The organism is Brevinema andersonii (genome assembly GCF_900112165.1).
Taxonomy (GTDB): Bacteria; Spirochaetota; Brevinematia; order Brevinematales; family Brevinemataceae; genus Brevinema; species Brevinema andersonii.
This window is the reverse complement of sequence record NZ_FOKY01000006.1, coordinates 22,062-45,892: the sequence shown is the minus strand read 5'-3', so window position 1 is coordinate 45,892 and position 23,831 is coordinate 22,062. Positions and strand designations below refer to the sequence as shown.

Below are 23,831 nucleotides of genomic sequence, written 5' to 3'. Positions count from 1 at the left end.
GTATTAGGAGGATTTTGGAAGCCTAAACCTCCTTTCTTATAACTATAAGTATTGATAAATACAGTAGTTAAACATTTTCTAAACATTTTCAGAAAGGAGAAAATCTATGTCGTCGGTTATGAAGTTAAATTTTCATAAAATTTCTCTTCGTGTATAGGTATATTCTACTCTTAGAGTATTTAAGAAGAATAAGAGGGATGAAAATATCTTATGTCGTCGGTTTTTGTCTTGTTTTTTCCTCCTAATACTGTTATATATTATATCCTTTAAGTCTCAAACTAAACTTTAAATAATCTCATACTAAACTTTACATAACAAAAACACAAAATACCAAATAATTGATTAAAAGCTTAGAGATGATAGCTTAAAAAGCAAAGTTATTGTTACAACGTTACAAAAATTGACGAGAGTATTGGAGCAAAAGCCTCCTGTCTTGGACTTAATTAAAGAAAAAATGCTCCATCGAAAAAATTTGTCGATAAGAATAATGTCAGAGATGAGTACACGACAGATAAAATTTTTGACCAAGCACTCCATCATTATTTAATTAATGATGCGATTGAAGATAAGAATGTTTTGTCATTTAATGTGAACTACGATAAAGATATTAACACCGGTTCGGAATTAACAAAACGTAAAGCTGTTGTATAAGAAATTATTAATAAATATAATGATGCTACACAAAATCGTAAGTTTAATGCGATTTTTGCCGTATCATCGATTTCAAATGCTAAAGAGCAATACACAGATTTGGCAATAACGGCAATTTTCGACCTCCAAGTGTGAGTAGTAACCACACAGAGGACTGTCCTGATGAGGATTATACCGAAGAATCTCAATACAAGAGTGATACACTCGTTCAAATAATAAATGACTATAATAATTGTTATAACACAGTCTTTACGATGAATACCCTTGATGGATATTATAACGATGTTTCTGTACAGATAAAAACATCATGTATTAAGACAAAATAAAAAACTAACCAGCAACTTCACTTGTTAATAGTAGTGGATATGTTTTTGACAGGGTTTGATTCTCTGTACACGAACAGCTTATTTGTCGATAAAAATCTTAAATATCATCCCTTGATTCAAGCATTTTCACGGACTAATCATACTGTGGATAATACAAAACCTTATGGTAATCTCTATTGTTTTACAGATTTAAGTGATAATGTAAGAGAGGCAATTATGTTATTTTCGCATGATAACAAAAAACAAAGCACGATTTGGTTGGCAACTTCGTACGCAGCAGTGAAACAACAAATAATTGATAATACCTAAGCTCTTAATAATTTGTTCTATTTGGCTGATTTACCTGCATAAGCATCATCTGTAACCAAATTAGATCCTCAAAAAAAACTAGAATATTTTGCTATTTTTAGAGAGTTGCAGAAAGCTTATAATACGGTTACCCAATACGCTCCAGCTTCACTCCGGAAGAACGCCAAGAAATTCGAAACAACAGCAATTCCCAAAGATGCTATCGAGCAGTATAAAGCTCAGTATTTAGAGTTTCGAGATAAGCAGACGTCGAGAGAACAAGAGTTTGGAAATCCGTATCTTCCTGTTGATGATTTGAGAGAAGATTTGATGTTGAAGTTTAGCCATAATGAATTAATTGATTAGGATTATATTACGAAGCTCATCGGACAAAATACTATCGATATCGGTAAAAAAGTAAAATACACCAAAGACAATATTTTAGAATTGCTTTGTTCTGATGAGCGGTTCCGTACAAAAGACTAAGCTTGTGCAAGATTTTTTGAGTACGCGCAAGAAAACAACTACTTCAAAGCTGTTACGGAAGACTAAGTTCAACGAGCTTTATTAAAATTTTCCTCCTTGAAGAGGAGAATTCTTGAATTTTCACGCGGAGTCTCATCTTTTGGAAACTATATATCTGCAGACCCTAATATTATACATGACAAAACATGATTGTGATTTTATTTTGTTTACATATGATTTTATAATCCGGACACCTATGAAAATCCATTTTGAGAATAAGGATGCAAATTGATATGATTATTCTCAAAAATAAGTTCTTAAATGGCTTCATCAAACAATAGAATAGAGCAGATACTCTGTGAACTGAGGACACAAAAAGAAAATCATCACTTAATAGTGATGATTTTTGTAACTTGCCCTACTGGACATCGGAGGAGACGGGATTTGAACCCGCGGCTTTCGGCGTGACAGGCCGATACTCTAACCGAACTGAGTTACACCTCCAGATTTCTATAATCTTAGAATTATTGACGGGAGAGGGATTTGAACCCCCGACCAAGAGATTATGATTCTCCTGCTCTACCTACTGAGCTATCCCGCCATCTTTGCGGAGGGAAGAGTCGAACTTCCGACCTCCGGGTTATGAGCCCGACGAGCTACCACTGCTCTACTCCGCGTCGTATTATTATTATACAATATTTTAATAAAAAATGCAATTCTTTTTCTAAAAAAATTATACATTTTCTTTGATTAATAATACTGTTTTCTGACTATCATCTCTTTTTCTTGAGAATATAGAGTTTTTTTGCGAAATTTCAGCTACAAATTTTTTCTGTGCCGTAAGACCTGCTTTATAATCTCGGCGTATCTTTCTTGTGAGTATATCTCCTTCATATTGATCAGTATAACGTATTAATAGTTCTGCTACAGTACGGAAATAAATCACTCCATCTGGTATTGGGGACATTTTAAGATAACGTCCTTGTATTTTTGCAAAAAAAGCATCGCCTAATTTATTTGCTAAATCTTCATTTTTTGTTTCACAAATCTGGCGGCTGATGCGGTTTAATAAATTCCATAACTGTGTTCTTGCATTGATCCTGTCCTGATCACTATGCGCATGATTATATTCATTCAATGTGCTCACATAATCTTTAATTTGATCAGACACATAAATAGACAAATAAATATCTTCAATATATTCGGCACTTTCTAAGGAACGCTTTAATGCTCTATGGATAAGAATAACATAATATGCTAGCACTAAAAAAAAGAAAATTCCTCCACTGACGATCAATGTTTCGGTACTTATCTTAAAAGAAGGCAATTTAAACCATGACGAACTTATTTCTTTTACCGTCTGAGCTTCTACTGCAGGGGGACCAGAATCTAAGGTAGGGCTATCAGTAATTTCAAAATTTTGAGCAAAAAGTTGCTGATAAAAAATCATAGATTCCTCCTTATCACAAAATAGAATACTATAAAAATTATTTTTTCGCAAATTTCTATTTCAATAATTCTCGCAATATTGCTGATTTTTTATCGGTAACAAGCGCAATAGCACTCAAAGACCATGAGACAAAAAAAATCACATATTCCAATACCCATCCTAACTGCACATATAAAGAACGAAATCCTCCAGGAACAATAGGTACATCCACAACAAATACACCATCTTGATATTCAGGAATATTGGAAAGATCAATCCTTCCAGTAGGATGAACAACTGCCGTAATTCCTGTATTTACGGAACGGGCAATAGATCGACGCAGTGAAATGCTTGTGTGCAAGGTATTTGCAAGATGCTGCCAAAGCGGTGTTTTTGACCCGAACTTCCAGCGGTAAGCCCAGCCGTCATTCGTAGCATTGACAAAAAATTCTATACCCTTTTCAACAAACAAACGTCCTAAAACAGCAAAAATATCTTCAAAACAGATCAACATCGCAAATTTTCTGCCATCACGGGTTTCAAAAACGGTCAACTCAGCACCCGGTGAAGCCCAAGCTGCACCAAATTGACTTAAAAGACTATCCAGCCATTTCCAATGCTTGGATCCCGGCACCCACTCACCAAAAGGCACAATATGAATCTTACGATATATATTTGTTTCCATAACATTATTTGAGTAACTAACAAAAGTAGCTGCATTGTAAGAAAAAAGGGCTTCATCACTGGCAAAGTGTGTCAATACCATAGGAATATCAAAATCTTTAGGCAATTCTATTAATTGTTTATTATAAACATTCCGCGGATGATTTTCCCCATATATGGAAAGACTTTCCCAAAGATAATCCAGCGTCATAATTTCGGTTTGAACAACCAAATCAGCCTTTTGAGCTTTTGCTTGCGCAACCATATCTTTGAATTTCAGAAACATTGTTTTTTTATCTTCATCCCACTGTTGATGCCCAGGACGATTAGGCTGAACTAAGGCAACTTTCTCAGGAACTACTTTTCCGAGAAAGTTATCCCATTGCCGAAGTGCTGAAATTCCATAAACTAAATTCCCTAAAAATAAAAATAATGTTAAATACACCGGCCACCAAATCTTCTTCAAAGTTGCAGAAAATGAACCTTGCCATTGAAGCCCAAATTCAGCGAAAATCGAATTCACCAGAAGTACCAAAAATCCAACTCCAGCCGACCCTACAATATCCGCTGACTGTAGAAAAATTATCTGTTTCCAAAGAGCATCAGCAGGTGTATTCCATCGAAATCCCAAAAATCCTATGCCTCGAAACACTTCGAATGCCATCCAAATTAGCGGAAATATCAAAAAACGTATCAGCTTAAATTTCATCGAGACATAACGAATCAACATCATTGCTAACGTAGAATACATAGCATATAAGGGAAATACAAAAAATATACTGGCTTCATGAAACGCAATAAGCCAAAAAAGAGTAGCAAAATAGTATACTAACGACCAAAAAAATCCGTATTTGACAATCTTCTTCAATGGTAAGCAATGAATAATATAAACCATAGGAACAAACGATAGCCAAATAAGCGGCAAGCTAGCCATAGGAAACGATAACGCTGTCAGCAGCACCCAAAATCCAAAACAAAAATGAATTATTAAGTATTCATTTCGAAGAAAACAGTGTGGCAGAATTTGTATTTTTTTCATATAAAATCCTTAATTTCCAATAAAAACTGTTTTATTATAATCCTGATCTCAAATTTTTGTCAATTTTGCTAAATAAAATTACATCAATGCTGGAAATTTGAAAAAAAACACAAGATAAATTACAATTAATTATCATGCGAAAATATAAGATTATAATGAAAAAAATACTTTACTTTATTTTGCTATTCATTGGAATTTCAGCTTTTATCAACGTGTTAAACGTTGGTTTTTCTTATGCACAAGAGATTGCGATTCCTACCGTCAATTTCAACATCACTCAAGCTCGTACACCTCGAGAAGTCTCCTTAGCTTTGCAGGTGCTTTTTCTTCTGACTATTATATCGCTAGCACCGTCTCTGCTTATCTCAATGACATCGTTTATCCGTATTTACATTGTCCTATCATTTGTCGGACGTGGGATCGGAACCCAAAATCTCCCTCCCGCACAAACCATAGCTGGATTATCACTTTTTTTGACACTTTTTGTGATGTTTCCTGTGTTCCAGCGCAGCTATAAGGAAGGGTTACAGCCTTATTTCGATGGCCAGCTCTCTATTCAGCAAGGATACCAAAAAGCCATTGCACCTGTTCGGGAATTCATGTTCAAAGAGACATCCGAACGCTATATCTATCGTTTCATCCGGCTCGCACAAGTAGAACGCCCTCGTAATCAAAATGATGTACCTACTTATGTTTTGATTCCAGCCTTTGTACTCAACGAAATATCCATTGCTTTTTATATGGGTGTGCTCATCATGATTCCTTTCACGATCATCGACATTATAACCGCCGGCACCTTGATGTCGATGGGAATGATGATGGTTCCACCAGTAACGATTTCATTTCCCATAAAAATATTGCTTTTTGTATTAGCAGACGGCTGGGATCTCCTCATCGACAAGCTGATACAAAGTTTTTAATTAAAGAGGTGTAAATGTCGCAAGGACTGATTCTTTCGATTATCAACCAGACAATGCTTGAATTACTGTTTTTGAGTGTGCCAATATTAGGTATTACGATGCTTTTAGGATTAATTATCTCAATTTTTCAAGCAACCACCTCGCTGCAGGAACAAACACTTACTTTTGTGCCGAAATTCATTATTGTTAGTCTTTTACTCACTTTTGCAGCGCCATTTTATATGACACGCATGTTAAATTTTACTAATACAATATTTTCGCTTATTGCGACCGCATCCCTATAATTAAGGAGAAATTTTTGCTGGTTGATTATTTTCAATTAAATTTTCAGATTTTTCTTATTATTTTTTCCCGGATTTTTGGATTATTTCTAACAATACCGATCCTTTCAGCAAATGTACCTATGCTTTTTCGTGCAGGACTTTCATTTTTTATTGCGTTGCTTAGTTCCCCAATAATTATTGGGCTCAAACTGATACCATTACCTGCGGATCTTGCAGGATTCGGGATGATGACACTCAGCAGTTTCCTGATAGGCACAGCGATCGGATTTTGCGTGCAAATTATGGTATCGGCATTTCAACTTTCCAGTTCCGTCTTCTCAACCACTATGGGGCTCACAATCAGTGAAAGCCTTGATCCTGTTTCCCAAATAGATCTGCCCGCTGTCGGTGGGATTTTATCGCTGATTATGACTATGCTTTTTATAAGAACCGAATCGCATATTGTATTTATTGAAATTATCGTGCGATCATTTCGCGAAGTAGCCTTACTGCAAGAAAATACCGTTAAAAGCCTATTGCCGGAACTGAAAATGACATCCAGTATTATTTTTTCTCTTGCTTTAAGGATTTCGATGCCTATTATCGGTATTACACTGCTGCTTGATATTGCGATGGGATTGATTGCGCGAGTAGCTCCACAATTCAATGTCATGATTATGGGTTGGAATATCAAAATTATTATAGGATTCGGAATGTTATGGCTAATCCTGCCCACATTAATTGATTTTAGTACTTTATTCCTCAAAGAGCTTCAGGAATCGATACAACAATTTATCCGAATCTCAGGGAAAACACCATGAAAACCTCTCAATCCTTATGGTTTTTACAAAATATACACCTGCCTGAAAATTATGTTTTTGATTTGCAACGTTTTGCCTCTCCCGAAGACGAAGGCCGAACAGAAGAACCTTCCGAGATCAAAAAGCGTAAAGCTCGTGAAGAAGGTAATATTCCTCAATCACAAGAATTAATAGGTATTGTTGTATTTTTAGGTATTTTTTTTGGTATTACGGTATTTTGGCGTTATTTTTATAATCGTTTATTCGAATTGATACATTATTATATCAACGGTATTAACAGTATCCAGCTTTCGGAAAACAATATACAAGCACTAAGCATTAACTTTATTATACAAATCATGCAGGTTTTAGGACCGATTTTAGGCATTGGGGTTCTGTTTGCTTTGGCAGTGTCTTTAGCTCAAACACGATTTTTATTCACATCAAAAAAATTGAGTCCTAATTTCTCTAAAATTTTCGGCAACATGCTCAGCAATCTCAAAAAAATGTTCTGGTCAAAACAGGCATTATTTAATTTGGGAAAATCTCTGGTGAAAGTAATTACAGTATTCGGCATTGCATTTTTATTTGCCGTAAATGATCTCCCAACTATGATCGCATACGTCCGCATGGAACATAATACTGCATTTGGAATGCTTGCAGGCCTAATTGTAAGGTTTGTAGCAGTCAGCGGAGCTTTGCTTTTTGTATTTGCCATTGCTGATTATATTTTTCAATATAGAGAATATCTAGATTCGCTGAAAATGACCAAACAAGAAGTTAAAGACGAGTTCAAGGAAACCGAAGGCAATCCAGAAATTAAACAAAAAATACGCCAGCTCGAACAGCAGATGGGAATACGACGAATGTTGACGGCCGTTCCGGCAGCAGATGTCATTATTACAAACCCTACTCACTACTCTATTGCGATCAAGTATGACAGTTCCTATATGAATGCTCCTATTGTTGTTGCCAAAGGAGTTGATCGAACAGCGTTACGGATTCGTGAGATTGCTCAAGAACATGGTGTTCCCATACACGAAAACAAACCGGTAGCTAGAGGTTTGTATGCTATAGCTGAAGTCGGAGATGAAATTCCGGTAGAATTCTATCGAACAGTTGCAGATATCTTGACTTTGGTATACAGTGCACAGTCTCGAACTCAGACATCATAATTTAAGAGGTTTTTATGGTTGAAAAACAATCCCCAGCTCTCGAACAAGGTTTTAAAATGCTTGATTCATTATCCCGGCACTCTGATTTATTCGTTGCATTAGCTGCTGTCGGTGTTGTTCTTATGCTTATCATACCGGTACCCCCAATCTTATTGGATGTGTTTTTACTTCTGAACCTAGCTCTATCATTTCTGATTATTTTGTCTACTTTATACGTTAATAAGCCATCAGGATTTTCATCATTTCCAACACTGATTCTGCTGACTACGGTATTCGGACTAGCTCTAAACGTCTCATCGACAAGGCTAATCCTTACTCAAGGGCAAGCCGGAAACATTATTCGGGCCTTTGGTGATTTTGTCGTCTCGGGGAACTTAGTTGTAGGATTTATTATTTTCATTGTTCTCTTAGCGATTCAATTTTTAGTAATCACCAAAGGTGCAACACGCGTCTCAGAAGTCGCTGCACGTTTTGCCTTAGATGCAATGCCAGGTAAGCAACTAGCCGTCAATGAAGAGCTCAATTCCGGTGCGATAAACGAAGAAGAAGCTCGCAATAGACGTAATGCCCTAACTATGGAAGCAGGATTTTACGGAGCAATGGATGGAGCCTCAAAATTTGTTTCAGGAAACGTTCAAGTAGCAATAGTTATTGTTTTAGTAAATGTTATCGGTGGTATTATTATCGGTATTACCAAGGGAGAAACACTAGGAGGAGCCGTACAACATTATGTAACACTGACAATAGGTGACGGCCTTGTATCCCAAATTCCAGCATTACTTGTATCGGTTGCAACTGGTATTATTGTTACCCGCAATTCTGCTAACGAAAAATTTGCAACTGACGTTGCTCATCAAATTGTCATGCTCCCGAAAACTTTGTTTATTGCTGGATTTGCCATTATGTTTTTAGGATTTCTGCCAGGATTTCCTTTATTACTTAATCTTTTGATTGGAGGTATTATGGTTGGATCTGCTTACATTATGAGCCAAGCCATCAAAGCCGAGCAGGAAACAAAAAATCGTGAAAAAATCATCGCCGAAAAAGAAGAAGCTCAACCTACTATTCAAGATATCTTGCATGTCGATCCTATGAGCATGGAAATTGGATATAGTTTGATTCCCCTAGTTGATAAAGCGCAAGGAGGAGATCTTTTGGAACGCATCAAACTCATGCGGCGGCATATTGGTTTGGATTTAGGCATTCTTGTACCGCCGATCCGCATCACCGATAATGTTAGTGTTGAATCTCAGGAATATATTGTCAAGATTAGAGGCGTTGAGATTGGTAAAGGACGCATATTTGTCAACCGGCTGCTTGCGATGAATCCACAAAAAGATCTTAATTCTATTGAAGGTATTGAAAGTCGGGAACCAGCATTTAATCTTCCAGCCAAATGGATTAATATTGAAGACAGAGCGAAAGTAGAAATGCAGGGATTTGATGTATTCGATCCTCCATCAGTTGTTGCAACACACTTGACAGAACTTATCCGCCGCAATGCTTTTGAATTATTGACACGACAGGATGTTCAAGAAATGATGGATGCTTTGCGTAAAGAATTTCCAACCCTGGTTGACGATGCTCTGAAACATTCGAATGTTGGGGAAATTCATAAAATTCTTCAAAACCTCCTAAAAGAACGAATCAAAATCCGAAATATGGTACCGATTTTGGAAATTATTTCCGACTATCGGAATTCAGTTCCTCACTTGGACGCGCTAACCGAACAAGTCCGCGATGCATTAGGTAAACAAATAACATCCGATCCTACAGTCAATACTAACGGCTCTCTCAAAGGACTGCTTATTGATCCAAAATGGGAACAAATTTTAAGCGACTCTATTGAAGATTCTCCTCAAGGTTATATCAGCACTCTAGACAACGAGCATATGAATCAGTTTGTGAACTCTGTTGGCAAAGCAATAGAACAAAACCTTTCCGAAGGTATCCACCCGGTTATTTTGTGTTCAAAACGAGTACGACGTTTAGCACGGGAAATATTATCTCGATCTTTTCCCAATATTTCTGTAATTGCCTATTCAGAAATTCCATCTTATGTTTCTGTAGAACAATTAGGGGTAATTACCGAGTAAAAAATTGCATTAAATAGCAAAAAATTTTATAATGATAAATAAGGATAAATAAGGATATGTAATGAAATATGTGACATTTCAAGGAAAAACCAAGCAGGAAGCGATGGCTCAGTTCAACAAAAAAGATCCCAGTTTGCGCGATGCCCGTTTGATTACAACGACTGAAGAAGAAATTTCATCCTTTTTAGGCCTGAAAAAAGAAAAAATTTATAAAGTTACTGTTGGCATTCCCGAACATTTCAGCAGCAGAGAAAAAATTTTGTCCATAGACACAGAAAAAGCACAATCTCATTTTACACCCTATGTTCCATCATCGGAAAAATTAACGGCTACTGAAAAATCTGTTCTTAGAAAGCAAAAAAATACTAAAAAAGAAGATTCACTTTTCCTAGAAAGCATATCACGCGTTGCTGATAAGATTTCAAAAATGGAGCAAACAGAAACACGCTCTACATTAACACCAATCGATAAAAATATCAAATTGCTTAAAGAAAACGATCTTCTCAAACAAGAACTTTCAGGTTTACGAAATGATCTCAAAGAAATTCAAAATATGCTATTTAATTATATCAAACAAAATCAAAATAATTTATTTCATCAGCAAGCGGTCCAAAAATTCAAAGACGAACAAAGTTTACCGGACGAATATCAAATTCATAAACAACACATTCGCTGGTTGGAACAATTCTTAAGAGATCGTGATTTTGCTGAATATTTTATTACTCAACTCATTCAAGAAATTGAAAATGAGCCTAATCCTATAAACGAAAAAAATTCACTTTTGCTGAAAACAAAAGATTTTCTCAAGCAAAATATTCCTCAAGCCGATATCAATATAGACAATTACACACACCAAAAAATTATGCTTATTGGTCCCACAGGTATTGGTAAAACAAGTACTCTCGTTAAACTAGCTGCCCATATTGCATATATGCGTAAGAAAAGTTTTCGTTTTATTTCACTGGATAAGTATAAAATAGGTGGAGAATCTCAATTAAAAAAATTATCCAGTTATATGCAGGCTGAATTTATTCCGATTACAAAACAAGAAGATTTCTTAAAGGCGTTGCATCAAGAAGATACTGATTATACATTTATTGATACTGCAGGAAAAAGTCCATCAGAATCTTTACCCATTCAAGAACTAGCAAATTGGATACAACAATTCGAAACTTCGATTGATATTCATCTTATACTCAGCGCGACGACTAAGTTTTCGGATTTAGATGCAATATGCAATGCGTATAATATTTTACCCTACAAACATTTTATTATTACAAAATTAGACGAAACACAATCATATGGCTCTATTCTTTCTATAGCTTACAAATATCAAATGCCTTTATCATTCCTAGCAGACGGCCAGGAAATTCCACAGGATTTTGGCATTATAGATTTAAATAAACTTATTAATGACGCACTAATATAGGAGTTATTTCATGCCAATGGTACTTGGATCAGACCAAATAGAAAATATCAAAAATTTAGTAGAACAAAATAATTCCCATACTCGTATTATCTCTGTAACTTCAGGGAAAGGTGGAGTCGGTAAAACAAATTTTGCACTTAATCTTGCGATTACTCTTGCAAACCTAAAAGATTCCAACCAATATCCTCTTAATAAACGTGTTGTTATTATGGATGCCGATCTTGGATTGGCAAATATCAATGTCCTGCTCGGACTTATCCCCAAATCTAACTTATACCATGTGCTCAAAGGGCAAAAAACTCTCAAAGAGATCATTACTCCCACTGCCTTTGGGATCGATTTAATTGCTGGAGCATCAGGGCTAAGTCAGCTTGCTAATCTTGAAGAAAGCGATCGAATAAATTTTATTAAAGCAATTTTAGAGCTCAATTACGCTGATTTTATTATTATTGATACTGCAGCAGGGGTTTCTTCTAATGTAACACAATTTGCAGGAATTGCTCACGAAACAATTATTGTTACCACCCCCGAGCCAACTTCAATTACAGATGCTTACGGAATAATAAAATCTATAGCATTAGAACCTTCTCCTCCTTTACTCAAACTGGTCATAAACAGAGCACAAAATCAAAAAGAAGCAGAAAAAGTAGCCAGTAAAATTATTGCAATCGCTCAACAATTCCTTAATATTAAGATTGAACCTCTTGGTTTTATACCAGATAGTCCACTTATTCCCAGCGCAGTACGAAAACAAATACCATTTACTATCCTCAATCCAGGTACTCCAATCTCTCATAGTATAGAACAAATTGCTCGACGGCTCCTCAACATTGATTTAAACACCCTAGAACAAACCCCTGGATGGAAAAAAATTTTAAGTTACCTTACAGGCCATGAATAATTTCTTTTGGTTTATAATTTTTATTCCTATGACATTGTTCGGTCAAGAATTTTCATTTTTAGGATTAAACTTAGGCATGGAAAAAGATAATATTATATCGTTAGTAAATAACCATCCTGATTTACTTCTTGACGGAGATGTTTTGTTATTTCAATTGATCCCTCCTACTCCTTTTACTGTGACACTAAAAGGTAAAAAAAGAACTATAAAAAAAATATTTATTGATTTTCTGGAAACTAAAAGTTATCAAATTACTATTTTTCTTGATCCAGAATCTTTTTCTTTCTATACTCTTTCAGAAACATTATGTGATAAATATGGAGCTCCAACAACTAGATCAGCATCAAAAGTCATATGGCTCAATAGGGAAAAAAATATACAATTAACATTAGAATCATCCAGCATTATTAAGATTACAGATATCAATCAATTAATAAAAGCAGCACGTTTACAAGAGCAATTTCTTGAAGAAGGCATAAGCGAATCTCAAGATTATCAAGATAGACAACGACTACTTAATGAATTGTAATTTAATATTGTTTAATCAAATTCTTGTGGTTAAAACAAGCACATTCATGAGATTTTTCCGTACATAATAATTCAGGTTCAGATCGAAAACATATATCTGTTGCAAACATACATCGAGGTGCAAAACGACAATATAACGGTGGATCAATAGGAGATGAGATTTCCCCTTTTAATTTTATTCTATCATATTTCTGATCTAATGACGGTACAGCAATCGCAGAAAGCAGTGCTTGAGTGTAAGGATGTTGAGGATTATCAAATAACATATTAGATGGAGCTCGTTCTACAATTTTCCCCAGATACATTACCATAATATCATCTGCAAAATGCTTTACAATTGACAAATCATGAGTAATAAATAAATATGTTAATTTAAATTCTTCCTGAAGATCCTGCATTAAATTAAGAATTTGAGCTTGAATAGATACATCCAACGAAGATACAGGTTCATCACAAACAATAAATTTCGGTTGCAGTACTAAAGCTCTGCCAATACCGACACGCTGACGCCGCCCTCCATCTAATTCATGAGGATAAGCATTAATAGAATTTCTTGCTAAACCAACAATATCCATTATTTTACAAATTTGCTTTTGCAATTCAGGACCATGCTTTACAATTTTATTAACTAATAAAGGTTCAGCGATTGTTTCGCCAATACTCATACGAGGGTTTAAGGAAGCATACGGATCTTGAAAAATCAGTTGGATATCCCGCCGTACATTTCTCATTTTTTGGGAAGTTAGAGATAAGATATCCTGGCCTTCAAAAAAAATATTTCCTGCATCAGGCTCAATAAGACGCAACAATAATCGGCCTGTTGTCGATTTCCCACATCCAGATTCTCCCACCACTCCTAAAGTTTTACCTTGCATGATGGAAAACGAAATATCATCAACTGCATGTAAAATTCCTTTTGGAGTCGGAAAATATTTTCGTAAATTCTTTACTTCAATAAGTGGCTTATTCATCACGATCTCCTTTTACATGAGCGTTAACCAACCCTTCATAAATCAAACATTCAACTAAATGCAGACTATCAATATGCGTTTCAAGAGGAACTCGAATAGAACAGAGTTTATCAGCATAAGGGCATCGAGGATGGAAAGAACAGCCTGTCGGAAGGCATGTAGGATCCGGAGGCTGACCCCAAATAGGATGCAAACGCTTAACATTTTTAGTAAGATTCGGAATGGAATCAAATAATCCCTTAGTATAAGGATGCTTGGTATGACAAAAAATATCACTAGCAGTACCACTTTCAATAATTTTTCCTGCATACATAATAGCTACTTTATCACATACTTGAGCCACAACACCCAAATCGTGAGTAATAAGGATCATCGAGGTATTCAGTTTTTTCTGAAGATTTTGAATCAACTCTAAAACTTGTGCTTGGATGGTCACATCTAATGCGGTAGTAGGTTCGTCAGCGATAATCAACTGTGGATTGCATGCTAATGCCATCGCAATGACTACTCTCTGTTTCATACCTCCAGAAAATTGATGAGGAAAATCATACATACGTTGAGCTGAAATACCTACTAATTCCAACATTTCCCCAGTCCTTGCTAAGGCCGCTTCCTGAGAAAGATTCTGATGAATGCGGATCGATTCTAAAATTTGATCACCTACTGTCATCACAGGATTCAAAGATGTCATAGGATCTTGAAAAATCATAGAAATAGCACTACCACGAATTGCTCGAAGCTCTAATTCAGAGCAAGTTAAGAGATTTTGACCTAAAAATTCTATCGTCCCTGATACAATCCTTCCTTGAGGCCTACTAACTAAATTCAAAATACTCAATGCTGTTGTTGTTTTGCCAGCACCGGTTTCGCCTACTAATCCAAAAGTTTCACCAGCTCTCAAATCAAGATTCAGTCCATTGACTGCCCTGACAATGCCATTTTCGGAAGTGTATTCAACTACTAAGTTTTTTATAGACAAAATAATATCGTTCATTATCCCTCCCTACTTCAAACGAGGATCAAGAGCATCTCGTAGTCCATCTCCCAATAAATTCAAAGATAAAATTGACAACATAATCGCTATCCCAGGATAGGTAGTGACCCAAGGAGCTTTTCTAATAAAATTACGTCCACCAGCAAGCATTGATCCCCATTCCGGTGTCGGCGGTTGCACTCCCAAACCAATAAAGCTCAATCCTGCAATACTTAAGATAGCTGCAGCAATCCCTAAAGTACCTTGTACAATAATCGGAGATAGCACATTGGGAACAACATGTTTCAAAATAATATAAAGATTTCCTGCACCAATAGTATGAGCTGCTTCAATAAACTCTTGATCACGTACCGATAATACTGATGCTCTAACAATCCGGGCATATACAGGTATAGATGATATAGATAGAGCAATAACAAGATTTACAAGATTCGAGCCCAAGGCTGAAACAATAGCAATAGCTAATAAAATAGAAGGAATCGCTAAAAATATATCCATAATCCTCATAATAATATTATCAATCCAGCCGCCAAAATATCCAGCTAAAGCTCCAAGAAATCCACCTATTACAATAGAAAGACTGACAGCAATAAAACCTATCACTAATGAAATTCTTGTTCCATGAACTATACGAGCAAAAATATCTCTTCCAAATTCATCTGTCCCTAGAATTGCTTTAGAACTAGGAGAAGCAAAAGTATTACTTAAATCTTGTTTGATAACAACAGTATTATAATCGGCAATATAGTCTGCATAAACAGTTATTAACATTAAAGCCATTAAAATAAAAAATCCAGCAACTGCAAGTTTATTTTTCAGAAGACGTATAGCTATACTTTGAAGCTGTGAACCAAACATACGAATGAAAAGTACAAATATAAAAGATAAAATAAGAATCAACCTACAAGTAATTGCAGCAAAATGTACTGATCGTGCCCATCCTGAGTTGGTTTGTATAGACGGTCCATAACCCATAACCAAATCATAAATAATAACAATAAGAAGAATAAAGCCTGTTGTTAAAAGCGGAATTTTATATCGGGAAAACAAAGATTTAAGAATATTTTCGGAATATTGCTGGATTATTTTTTGTTTCATAATTATTTCCCTTATTTATAACGAGATTTAATACGGGGATCTGCATAAGCATAAAGAATATCTACTACTAAATTAACAACACTAAAAGCTGCTGCTAAAAAGATCACAACACCCATAACGCGGGGGGTATCTTTCTGCCGAATGGCTTCAACCAACAAGCGGCCGATTCCAGGCCAAGAAAAAACGCTTTCAGTGAGAATTGCACCGCCTAGCAGAGTGCCAAACTGAATACCTATAACAGTCAACACAGGTATTAAAGCATTTCTGAATGCATGTTTATAAATCACGTTTTTCTCGCTGACTCCTTTAGCACGAGCTGTTCGTATATAGTCCTGCCGAACTACATCCAGCATAGAAGAACGGGTCATCCGCGTAATGACAGCAGCAGTACTGGTGCCCAAACTCACAGTTGGCAGAATGATTGATTTGAATCCGTGCCAAGAAAAAGAGGGTTGCCCTACTGCAGGCAGAAGTTCCCAACGGAGCGAAAACAACAAAATTAACATTAAACCAAACCAAAAAACAGGCATAGAAACTGCTAGAAGGGTTAGAAGCATAATCCCACTATCCCACAAGGAATATTGACGTACTGCTGTAAAAATACCAATCGGTATTCCAATAAATATCGCTAAAAAGACACTGGAAATAGTTAAAACCAGAGTATTAGGAAAACGTGACCAAATTTCTGTCCAAACTGGGAGATTGGTTGAATATGAACGCCCAAAATCACCAACTGCTATCCGTGATACATAACGAAAATACTGCACAATAAAAGGATCATTTAATCCCAATTCCTGACGTTTTGCATGGATAGCTTCTTCAGAAGCACTTTCACCTAAAATAAGTTGAGCTGGATCGCCAGGTGTCAGGGACATTATCGAAAATACAACAAATGAAATTCCTAAAAGTACTGGAATAAGCATTAACATACGTTTAAAAATATATTTTTTCATAAGAAAACCCCACTCTTTATATTATAAAGATTCGCCTTGATTCCAAAAATAAATAAAAGGAAATATAAAAATAGCAACAGATTCTCTAAAAACTAAAGGCATCATTTCTGCCATAGGAAGAGGAATACGGTTTGCTGCTATAAAACGAGCATTCGGCATACCATAAACAAAAGTATAAAATTGTATGCGTGGCAGATGATATGCTTGGGAAATAAACACAGGATACTTTTTATCTCCTTTTAATAAGGATTTAGCATGCAGTACCGTGGCACGGGTATTTGTTCCATATATATGCGAAATAATGCGGTGAGAAGGTATACCTTTGTTTTCTAAAAAGCTATGCATAATAGATACTTCTTCTCTACGCCCGCTTATGAGTAATAATGATTCAGATTTTGCAGGCATGCGCTCCCATAAAGAAATGCCTTTCAGAAGGCGCTGCTCTAAAGCAGGCACAGGATATCCATCTTTATGATAGCCAGCTCCTAAAATAGTAATAAGCGCTGCATCTGAAGGAATATCTTGTCCAGAAGGCGCATAAAATAGTAGTGATGCCATAAGAATGCCAAAAAGTATACACAAAATGCAAGCAATAGAAAATACAACTTTCATCATAAGACGCATATAAAAATCTCCATTATATATCATAAGACAATGTGCTAAGAAATGCAAATTATTCTTGAGAAAAATCAATTTATGAGTCGACTCTTTGAAAAAAATGCCGATATAAAAATAAAGTAATAATAACAATAAAGAGGTTAAGATGTTTGAAAAAGGTTTGTCCGTATTTTACCCGTTTCATGGAGCAGGTCAAATCATTGACATAGAAGAGAAGGAAATTCTTGGCGAAAAACGTGAATACTTGATTATTGAATTTCCTTTAACGCACACGAAAGTCATGTTGCCTACTAATAATCTGGATGCTACAGGACTTCGTCCCCTAGCAACGGAAAAAATGATCAAACAAAGTTTCGAAATTCTTGCTTCGGAAGGGAACGTCAATACATTCGACTGGAAACAACGTTACAAACTTCACACGGAAATGATCAAATCAGGAAAAATTATTGATATTGCTGAAGTTATCCGAAATTTACACCGTAGACACATGGTGAAAGAATTGTCCTCAACCGAAAAAAAGCTTTTCAATGACGCTCTTGATATGCTGTCCGGTGAAGTAGCTGTCGTTCTCAGCAAGGATCCTGAAGATATCCGTCAAGAAATTGAAAATATTCTGGTTAAATATACTCCTTCATTGGAATAATGTGGAAAATATTAAAATTTATTTAAAATTTCTTGCTTAAACTTTCATTTATGTTAATATTAAATAAGGAAAATTTTATTTAAGTATGGAGTATATCATGGATTTACTTGAGCAATTAACTAAAATAGAACTGTTAGAACTAGCAAGGCAACATCAAATTAAAGCATCAAGCAAGCTTAAGAAAAAAGAGCTTATGATATTGCTAAGTTCTATGCCCATTTCCGATAATTTTTATAGGCCTGCCCGACAAAAAAAACCTAAAAAAACACGTTATTCAATAATAACGCCAAATAAAACTATTCAGATTCGAGAGAAACGTGAAATTATTATTTTACCTCAAAGTCATGTTCGCGTATTTTTGATATGGAAAGCCAGTCTAGAATATAATTTGCATACTCAAGCATGGCTTATAAAAACGGATAAAGGTTACATGGAAAAAGTTCCACCTTCATCACGTTCTATGTTTTTAGATAGAAAATATACAAAAAATAATATAAAATTATTTAGAATAAAGCAAAATGGAGATATTGAATTTTTTGCAGAAGTCAAAGGAAAAATACCAAAATATAATATACCCCCTCAGAAAGATATTTTACATCATTTCGATAAATATAATTCATCAGGTTTGCATTTCAAATAAAAAGAGGATATCATGATTAACATTGCATTTGAATCTCAAAGTCTTAACAAACCTTCTTCAGATTTTCTGACACTATTAGAAACGTATTTAGAAAATATCCTTATACAATTTGATAAACAGTACTATGAATGTTCTATTTTTTTTTGCAATGACGACTATATATTAAAGCTTAATAAACAATACCGAAACAAAAATGCTTCTACAGATGTGTTATCTTTTGCCCAACATGAAGGAGACATATTTCCAGGACAAAATTTATTGTTAGGAGATATTGTTATTTCAACTGAAACAGCAAAACGACAAGCCCAAGCATTTGGGATAGATTATGAAGAAGAATTAGCACGATTAAGTATACATGGCTTGCTTCATCTCTTAGGATTCGATCATGAACGAGGTCCAGAAGACGAATTAATTATGTTTCAACTTCAAGACCAATTGATGGATCATTTCATGTTAAAATATAAAATTTTCCAAGTTCACATATAAAAAATCCCCTCATATGAGGGGATTTTTTATTCTATAACTGCTAAAACATTATCCATATCAAGTAATAAATGGTCTTTGTCATCTAATCTAATTTGAGTTCCAGCATACTTATCGAAAATAACTTCTTGTCCTTCTTTAACTGTAACATCTTTATCTCCTAACGCAACCACAATGCCAGTATTAGTTTTTTCTTGAGCTGTTGCAGGAATATAGAGACCACCAGAAGTTTTTTCTTCCCCTTCCTTTATTTGCACCAAAATGCGACTGCCGAGTGGTTTGATTTTCATGATATCCTCCATTCTTTTAAAATTTTATTTTCTATCAGTATATTAGCAAATTTCATGCCAATTGCCAATTCGCAACGATATTTTAAATTACTATTTTGCTATGAAAAAAAACAACCCTAAGTTACCATGGATCGGAATCAGGGTTTTTTTTCCATTCAGCAAGAGACTCCCGTGTCAAATTCCAACGGCTAAAACCTAAACTATACCAATTAGAAAGATCTTTTAAAATAACACTCTCAAAATAACGATAGACAAATGTCATAATATCTATGACATTTTGCTCCTTATTATCCGACAACTCAAAACATCCCGGTACAAAAGACTCAAAAAGATACTTTCCCTGACCGCAATAAAATGAGGCACCATACATCAATTGTGCTTGAGTACGCAATATTAAATTAGCTATTCCTTTAGGAGCTGCAGCTTCATGACCAAAAAAATCAATAAAAACAGGATCAAACCAATGATTTTGATCAGCGACTAAAGCGACAGAATCTCCTGATTTCAAATATTGTATAATCGGCTTCAACTGAGAAATCTCATTATAAACAGGAATAATTCCTATTTTTCTCCTGAGATACTGAAAATGCTTATCAAGAAAAGGATTAAACTGCCTTTCAACCACAGAAGCCATACGAAAACCTAAATCATTCATTAACTGTCCATAGAATTCCCAATTCCCAGCATGCAAAGTAATAAAAATAACAGGAATTTTTTCCTGCTGCAGCCTATATCCATAGGCAAAAACTTGAGGATGCACAATACGCATATAGCTGATCCGATCTTGAAACCCCATACGCCCAAGTTTTATTGTTTCAACAAAAATCCTTAAAGGATATCCCATAAGCACAGATCCAATCCAATCTAATTCTTTATTAGACCAAGGTTTTTGGGGATTTATAACTTTAAGATTTTCTAAAATTTCTTGCTTTTTTTGGGGAGAAATCTTGAAAAGAAAGAAACCAATGCTTTTAGATATTCCAAAAAGTTTCTCAAACGGAAACAACGACAAAAGATAGACAAAAGGCAAGATAAACCCTGCCTCTAATGCCATTGATATATTTCTAAAAATAGAAAACTGTCGTTTTGCCATAAAATACCCTAAAATGATTCTTTGGATAATTTATCTAATTTTTCATCTTCTTTTGCTTGTCTTTGCCGAGCCTTTTGCTCTACTTTTTGTGCTGCTTGCAAAGCTTTTCGTTCTGCTTTTTCGCGCCTTTTACGTTCTTTTTGTAAAGCACGCCGTGCTTTATCAGCAGCAGCTTCTTCTTTAGCTATCTGTTTGTCTAAAACATATTTAGCCTTCTTATCAGCTAAAAAAACAGAGTCTTCCTGTTTCAAATATACACGATATGCTTTAGGATTTCTAATTCTAATGGCCAAAGTCTGTGCCAAAGCTTGAACCGTAGCGGGTGCTTGAGGCATCGCTAAAATAGCATCCAAATGCTCTAACGCTTTTTCCCGCTGAAACCGTCTGTTATAAATATAAGCAGCTTCATAATGCGCCCAAGCAACAGCTGCATGTTCTTTGGAAAACAGTTCTATAACATTCGTATAAAAATACAAAGCCCGTCCATAAAAACCATGTCCATAAGCACTAGCACCCATGTCAAGTACACGGTCGACCGGCATCTGAACGAGCAATTCTTTTGCAGGCATAATCAGTGAAAAAGGATTATAAGGTTTTGTAAGAGGATCTTGTTTTGTTTTTTCCTTTCCAAATGACAACGATACACTGAAAATAAGACCCAACAGTATGAATTTTTTCATACTCCCTCCGTCAATTTCTTTAATTCGTAAAGGTGTCCGGCTACAATTTCATTATCGGGAGACAATTCAAATGCTTTTTCCAACTCAGTTTTTGCTTCTTCATAAAAACCGTTATCCATCAAAGCTTTCCCCAAGCTGTCTCTATATGCCGGATTATTGGGATCAAGCTGTACTGCTTGAGTGCAAAGGCGAATGCCCTCAGAAATATCTTTTTTGGTTTCAATGAGAATATAACCTAAATTATTCAATGCTCCAGGATAATTCGGATCAATTTCGAGAGCTTTCTTAAGAGCATCAATCGCTTGATTTACCATACTACGTTCGTAGAACACCACACCCAACGCCGAATAAGCGCCAGGTTCGGGCACTCCTGTCTGCAGAGCTTCACGAAAAGCTCGCTCAGCCTTACTGTATGCTTTCACATCAGCATAAGCTTTTCCCAAAAAAACTAAACAACGTAACTTCTGACCAGGATCCAATTTCGCATTTTTAGCCTGTTCAAGATAACGAATACCACTCTGATAATTTTTCAAACGCACCAAAACTAGACCCAAATAAAAACAAATTAACGGATTATCAGGCATCTTCTCCAGATATATCAATAATTCATCCGCAGCCTTATTATAGTCACCTGTTTCAGCGCACCGGTTGAGCAGTTCTTCCATTTCTTCATTCAAATTTCGATCCATTATTATTCCTTGTACTTCGTTAAATTAAAAACTCTCAACGTAGTGCGTTTGAAAACATCATCAGGAGTTTTTATCATCTGCAGACCTTTAAGGTATTCAAAATGCAGAATATATTCCCGAACTCCCAAAAGCAGGCGGAAACTCACTCCTTTAGGCTGAACAGCTTGTATTTTGGATAACGAAATATTATTGCCAATTGTCTGATCAAAGGGTTCTTCTATAGCCGAAGCACGCGGCAAAATAAACAAAGGTTTAGAAAAATCTGCAGAAAAAAAACCATCATCTATTCGCATCAAAAAAATATCCCCTTTATCGGACACAGAAAATTTCAAATGATAATTGAACTCTTCATTACGTGAAAAAATTTGAAGCATACTGTTAAAATAAAAATTATTTTCTGTCATGTCCAGTATACGACGAAATCGTATTTTATCTCCTGATTCTGAAACAAAATATTCAATAGTGTCCGGTATAAAATCGAAAAAATACATGTCATCAGGAAAGTAACTCCAATTCTTATTTCCCAAAATCACAACAGTTAAAAAAACATAAAAGAATTTTTTATTCATCTATTATATTACCTATTGTATCCGTATTATTTCTAAAATTTACCATATCTTGAACCATCAGCCTCGAAAACATCCCTATATCTTTTAAATCAACATAAGGAGACAAAAGATTATATATTTTATCTTTATGTCCTATAGAAAACAAAATTTCCACAATAATCGCCACCACACGATTCTCAGTCTCTGAAGTTTTTAACATTTTTTGTATCATTTCTATTACTTTTTGGTAATTTTTCTGGAAAGCTTCAAATTTTATTAGCCCAAGATAGCCGTATTTATCTTTATTTTGTTCCCAGGCTCTGATATACACCTTTTCCGCTTCTTCTATCATAGCACACTGCATATACATATCTCCTAAGCGGGTCAAAACACGGGTATCATTTTTATTGTTGCTAAAGCACTGCTCCCAATACGCAATGGAATCTCGATACAAAAGTTGTCCGCGCAACGTATCTGCAATCCCAAATAATACATAATTATTAGAAGGTGCAATTTCATAAGCTTTTTTGTAGTAGTACAACGCATCAGTAAAATTTTTCCGCATACGGTAAATATTAGCTACCATCGTCATAATATTGATAAACTCAGGATGTAGTATTAGCAGTTTTTCCCAATATTTCAGAGTCAGATTATACTTTTTCTGCTTAAAATATAAATCACCTAGCCCCATTAATGCAAATTTATTATTATGTTTTAACTCAAGAGACTGTAAATATAATATTTCAGCTTGATCGTTATCATTTTTATGGCGATACGCGTCTGCTAAACGATTCATAGCTAAAAAATCATGAGGATGATAGCTCAAAAGTTGCTTCCACCAGTGTATTTCCCGGGAATGATTTTTCAAGCCTCGATAACTATTTGCGATCCCATTGAGAGCAAACCGGTTTTTAGGTTCTAGTTTGAGAGCTTTTTCAAAATATTCCACGGCTTCTGAGAACAGCAATTTGATCCTAGAAATATGACCCAGGCCAGCAAAAATCATTACTTGCTGCATACAGTTCATATTTCCAATTTGGCCGAGCAATTCCATATATTTTTTACGTGCTTCTTTATATTTTTTTTGAATAGATAAATGCTTTGCCAAATTGATATCTGCTGAAAAATCTGCTCTCATTGCCCCTTTTCCTAACGAAA

Annotated in this window: 24 protein-coding genes, 3 tRNA genes and 2 pseudogenes; 13 read left to right on the top strand and 16 right to left on the bottom strand. The window is 35.3% G+C overall.

The window, feature by feature from the left end; all coding sequences use genetic code 11:
• Positions 1-782: 782 nt before the first annotated feature.
• Positions 783-1,286, top strand: a pseudogene (locus BM018_RS08280) (type I restriction enzyme subunit R domain-containing protein).
• 72 nt (positions 1,287-1,358) lie between these two features.
• Positions 1,359-1,631 (top strand): annotated as a pseudogene (locus tag BM018_RS04600) (hypothetical protein); the annotation flags it as partial.
• Between the two features lie 528 nt (positions 1,632-2,159).
• Here the strand turns inward: BM018_RS04600 and BM018_RS04595 are convergent.
• From BM018_RS04595 to lnt, 5 genes are all read right to left on the bottom strand, one after another.
• Positions 2,160-2,234, bottom strand: a tRNA-Asp gene (locus tag BM018_RS04595).
• 24 nt (positions 2,235-2,258) lie between these two features.
• Positions 2,259-2,331 (bottom strand) — tRNA-Met (locus tag BM018_RS04590).
• Positions 2,332-2,335: 4 nt separating this feature from the next.
• Positions 2,336-2,407, bottom strand: a tRNA-Met gene (locus tag BM018_RS04585).
• Between the two features lie 56 nt (positions 2,408-2,463).
• On the bottom strand, positions 2,464-3,180 hold the full coding sequence (locus BM018_RS04580; RefSeq protein WP_092319093.1) for a hypothetical protein: 717 nt from the start codon (positions 3,178-3,180) through the stop codon (positions 2,464-2,466).
• A gap of 55 nt (positions 3,181-3,235) precedes the next feature.
• A complete protein-coding gene (gene lnt / locus BM018_RS04575) occupies positions 3,236-4,861 on the bottom strand; it encodes an apolipoprotein N-acyltransferase (RefSeq protein ID WP_092319091.1) in 1,626 nt (541 codons plus the stop codon).
• A gap of 155 nt (positions 4,862-5,016) precedes the next feature.
• Here lnt and fliP point away from each other — a divergent pair, with 155 nt between their 5' ends.
• The 8 genes from fliP (at position 5,017) to BM018_RS04535 (ending at position 12,974) form a co-directional block, all read left to right on the top strand.
• Complete coding sequence (gene fliP, locus BM018_RS04570; RefSeq protein WP_159428179.1) at positions 5,017-5,781, top strand: flagellar type III secretion system pore protein FliP; 765 nt, start codon at positions 5,017-5,019, stop codon at positions 5,779-5,781.
• A 14-nt stretch (positions 5,782-5,795) separates the two neighbouring features.
• Positions 5,796-6,065: a flagellar biosynthetic protein FliQ gene (locus BM018_RS04565; RefSeq protein WP_092319087.1), complete on the top strand. Its 270-nt coding sequence runs from the start codon at positions 5,796-5,798 to the stop codon at positions 6,063-6,065.
• A 14-nt stretch (positions 6,066-6,079) separates the two neighbouring features.
• On the top strand, positions 6,080-6,865 hold the full coding sequence (locus BM018_RS04560) for a flagellar biosynthetic protein FliR (protein ID WP_159428178.1): 786 nt from the start codon (positions 6,080-6,082) through the stop codon (positions 6,863-6,865).
• Positions 6,862-8,019 (top strand): flagellar biosynthesis protein FlhB, encoded by a 1,158-nt coding sequence (gene flhB / locus BM018_RS04555; RefSeq protein ID WP_092319084.1) that lies wholly within the window; start codon positions 6,862-6,864, stop codon positions 8,017-8,019. Before BM018_RS04560 ends, flhB begins: the two co-directional genes overlap by 4 nt.
• Positions 8,020-8,033: 14 nt before the next feature.
• On the top strand, positions 8,034-10,115 hold the full coding sequence (flhA, locus tag BM018_RS04550; protein ID WP_092319082.1) for a flagellar biosynthesis protein FlhA: 2,082 nt from the start codon (positions 8,034-8,036) through the stop codon (positions 10,113-10,115).
• A gap of 61 nt (positions 10,116-10,176) precedes the next feature.
• Entirely contained in the window at positions 10,177-11,544 is a 1,368-nt protein-coding gene (locus BM018_RS04545) for a flagellar biosynthesis protein FlhF (protein WP_092319080.1), read from the top strand.
• Between the two features lie 10 nt (positions 11,545-11,554).
• Entirely contained in the window at positions 11,555-12,445 is an 891-nt protein-coding gene (locus BM018_RS04540; RefSeq protein ID WP_200778565.1) for a MinD/ParA family protein, read from the top strand.
• Positions 12,438-12,974, top strand: coding sequence for a hypothetical protein (locus tag BM018_RS04535; RefSeq protein WP_092319078.1), 537 nt, complete (start codon positions 12,438-12,440; stop codon positions 12,972-12,974). Before BM018_RS04540 ends, BM018_RS04535 begins: the two co-directional genes overlap by 8 nt.
• A gap of 1 nt (position 12,975) precedes the next feature.
• On the opposite strand, the gene BM018_RS04530 is transcribed toward BM018_RS04535, so the two are convergent.
• The 5 genes from BM018_RS04530 to BM018_RS04510 form a co-directional block, all read right to left on the bottom strand.
• Entirely contained in the window at positions 12,976-13,944 is a 969-nt protein-coding gene (locus tag BM018_RS04530) for an ABC transporter ATP-binding protein (protein WP_092319076.1), read from the bottom strand.
• Positions 13,937-14,941 carry an ABC transporter ATP-binding protein gene (locus BM018_RS04525; protein WP_407640964.1) on the bottom strand — a complete coding sequence of 335 codons (1,005 nt, stop codon included), beginning with the start codon at positions 14,939-14,941 and terminating at the stop codon, positions 13,937-13,939. The genes BM018_RS04530 and BM018_RS04525 overlap by 8 nt, the downstream gene beginning before the upstream one ends.
• 6 nt (positions 14,942-14,947) lie before the next feature.
• Positions 14,948-15,796, bottom strand: a complete 849-nt coding sequence (locus tag BM018_RS04520) for an ABC transporter permease (RefSeq protein WP_092319101.1) — start codon at positions 15,794-15,796, stop codon at positions 14,948-14,950.
• Between the two features lie 251 nt (positions 15,797-16,047).
• The gene (locus tag BM018_RS04515) at positions 16,048-16,989 is read right to left on the bottom strand and encodes an ABC transporter permease (RefSeq protein WP_092319072.1); all 942 of its coding nucleotides are present in this window, start codon (positions 16,987-16,989) and stop codon (positions 16,048-16,050) included.
• Between the two features lie 21 nt (positions 16,990-17,010).
• Complete coding sequence (locus BM018_RS04510) at positions 17,011-17,613, bottom strand: YdcF family protein (RefSeq protein ID WP_159428177.1); 603 nt, start codon at positions 17,611-17,613, stop codon at positions 17,011-17,013.
• A gap of 139 nt (positions 17,614-17,752) precedes the next feature.
• On the opposite strand from BM018_RS04510, the gene BM018_RS04505 reads away from it, so the two are divergent.
• The 3 genes from BM018_RS04505 (at position 17,753) to ybeY (ending at position 19,376) form a co-directional block, all read left to right on the top strand.
• Positions 17,753-18,250 (top strand): CarD family transcriptional regulator, encoded by a 498-nt coding sequence (locus BM018_RS04505; protein ID WP_092319068.1) that lies wholly within the window; start codon positions 17,753-17,755, stop codon positions 18,248-18,250.
• Between the two features lie 97 nt (positions 18,251-18,347).
• Positions 18,348-18,890: a hypothetical protein gene (locus BM018_RS04500; RefSeq protein WP_092319066.1), complete on the top strand. Its 543-nt coding sequence runs from the start codon at positions 18,348-18,350 to the stop codon at positions 18,888-18,890.
• Between the two features lie 12 nt (positions 18,891-18,902).
• Complete coding sequence (gene ybeY, locus BM018_RS04495; protein WP_092319064.1) at positions 18,903-19,376, top strand: rRNA maturation RNase YbeY; 474 nt, start codon at positions 18,903-18,905, stop codon at positions 19,374-19,376.
• 26 nt (positions 19,377-19,402) lie between these two features.
• Here ybeY and BM018_RS04490 read toward each other — a convergent pair whose 3' ends face one another.
• The 6 genes from BM018_RS04490 to BM018_RS04465 all read right to left on the bottom strand — a co-directional run bounded on the left by BM018_RS04490 (position 19,403) and on the right by BM018_RS04465 (position 23,811).
• The gene (locus BM018_RS04490; RefSeq protein WP_092319062.1) at positions 19,403-19,663 is read right to left on the bottom strand and encodes a co-chaperone GroES; all 261 of its coding nucleotides are present in this window, start codon (positions 19,661-19,663) and stop codon (positions 19,403-19,405) included.
• 121 nt (positions 19,664-19,784) lie between these two features.
• A complete protein-coding gene (locus BM018_RS04485; protein WP_092319060.1) occupies positions 19,785-20,756 on the bottom strand; it encodes a lysophospholipid acyltransferase family protein in 972 nt (323 codons plus the stop codon).
• An 8-nt stretch (positions 20,757-20,764) separates the two neighbouring features.
• Positions 20,765-21,436, bottom strand: coding sequence for a hypothetical protein (locus tag BM018_RS04480; RefSeq protein WP_092319058.1), 672 nt, complete (start codon positions 21,434-21,436; stop codon positions 20,765-20,767).
• Positions 21,433-22,125, bottom strand: a complete 693-nt coding sequence (locus BM018_RS04475; protein WP_092319056.1) for a tetratricopeptide repeat protein — start codon at positions 22,123-22,125, stop codon at positions 21,433-21,435. The genes BM018_RS04480 and BM018_RS04475 overlap by 4 nt, the downstream gene beginning before the upstream one ends.
• A gap of 2 nt (positions 22,126-22,127) precedes the next feature.
• The gene (locus BM018_RS04470) at positions 22,128-22,694 is read right to left on the bottom strand and encodes a hypothetical protein (protein ID WP_092319054.1); all 567 of its coding nucleotides are present in this window, start codon (positions 22,692-22,694) and stop codon (positions 22,128-22,130) included.
• Entirely contained in the window at positions 22,687-23,811 is a 1,125-nt protein-coding gene (locus BM018_RS04465; RefSeq protein WP_092319052.1) for a tetratricopeptide repeat protein, read from the bottom strand. The genes BM018_RS04470 and BM018_RS04465 overlap by 8 nt, the downstream gene beginning before the upstream one ends.
• Between the last annotated feature and the right edge of the window lie 20 nt (positions 23,812-23,831).